Annotated in this window: 1 protein-coding gene; it reads right to left on the bottom strand. The window is 64.2% G+C overall.

All coding sequences use genetic code 11. The features are described 5' to 3' along the window. Window positions 1-293 (bottom strand): DUF736 domain-containing protein (locus PH605_RS25320; protein WP_269834258.1); only part of this gene is annotated, 293 nt, incomplete at its 3' end. Window positions 294-503 lie beyond the last annotated feature (210 nt).

The raw sequence follows: 503 nt of genomic DNA, 5'->3' as shown, positions 1-503 counted from the left end.
CGCGACCAGATCAGCTGGAGACCGTCTTCGCCTTCGACTTCGGCGAGCGTGGCGTAGATCGGAGCCGGGAAACTCGGATCGTCGAGCTTGACCGAGAGGTAGTCGCGGCCCTGTTCCGAGGTCTTCTGCCAGGCAGCGCCGAGCTCGACGTTGCCGGCGTAGATGCGGAAGTGCGGTCCCTTGTCCGAGGGGTTTTCGACGCGGGCGATGCGGGCCTTGACGTTGAGGGCGAGGGTGCGGATCGAGCCGGAGAAGCCGTTTTCGGTGGAGGTGAAGGTGCCGATGGTAGCCATTGTCATGTTCCTTTTGCTGTTTCGGGCCGCGCCATTGCGGCCTCGATGGCTGTCGCAAGGACCGGGGACGATCGGACCGCACCCAAGGGGCCGAAATGAAATGGAGGGCGGCCGGGAGGAACTTTGTTGCCGCGCGAGGAATGGCGGCAGAGCCGACAGGGGAAGAAAGTTTCGGATGGCCGTTGCGGGAAGACGATCGAGGCGAAGCCG

Origin of the sequence: Agrobacterium sp. CFBP 3001 (genome assembly GCF_027871605.1) — a bacterium.
GTDB classification, from domain to species: Bacteria; Pseudomonadota; Alphaproteobacteria; order Rhizobiales; family Rhizobiaceae; genus Agrobacterium; species Agrobacterium leguminum.
This window is presented reverse-complemented; position numbering and strand designations above follow the sequence as displayed.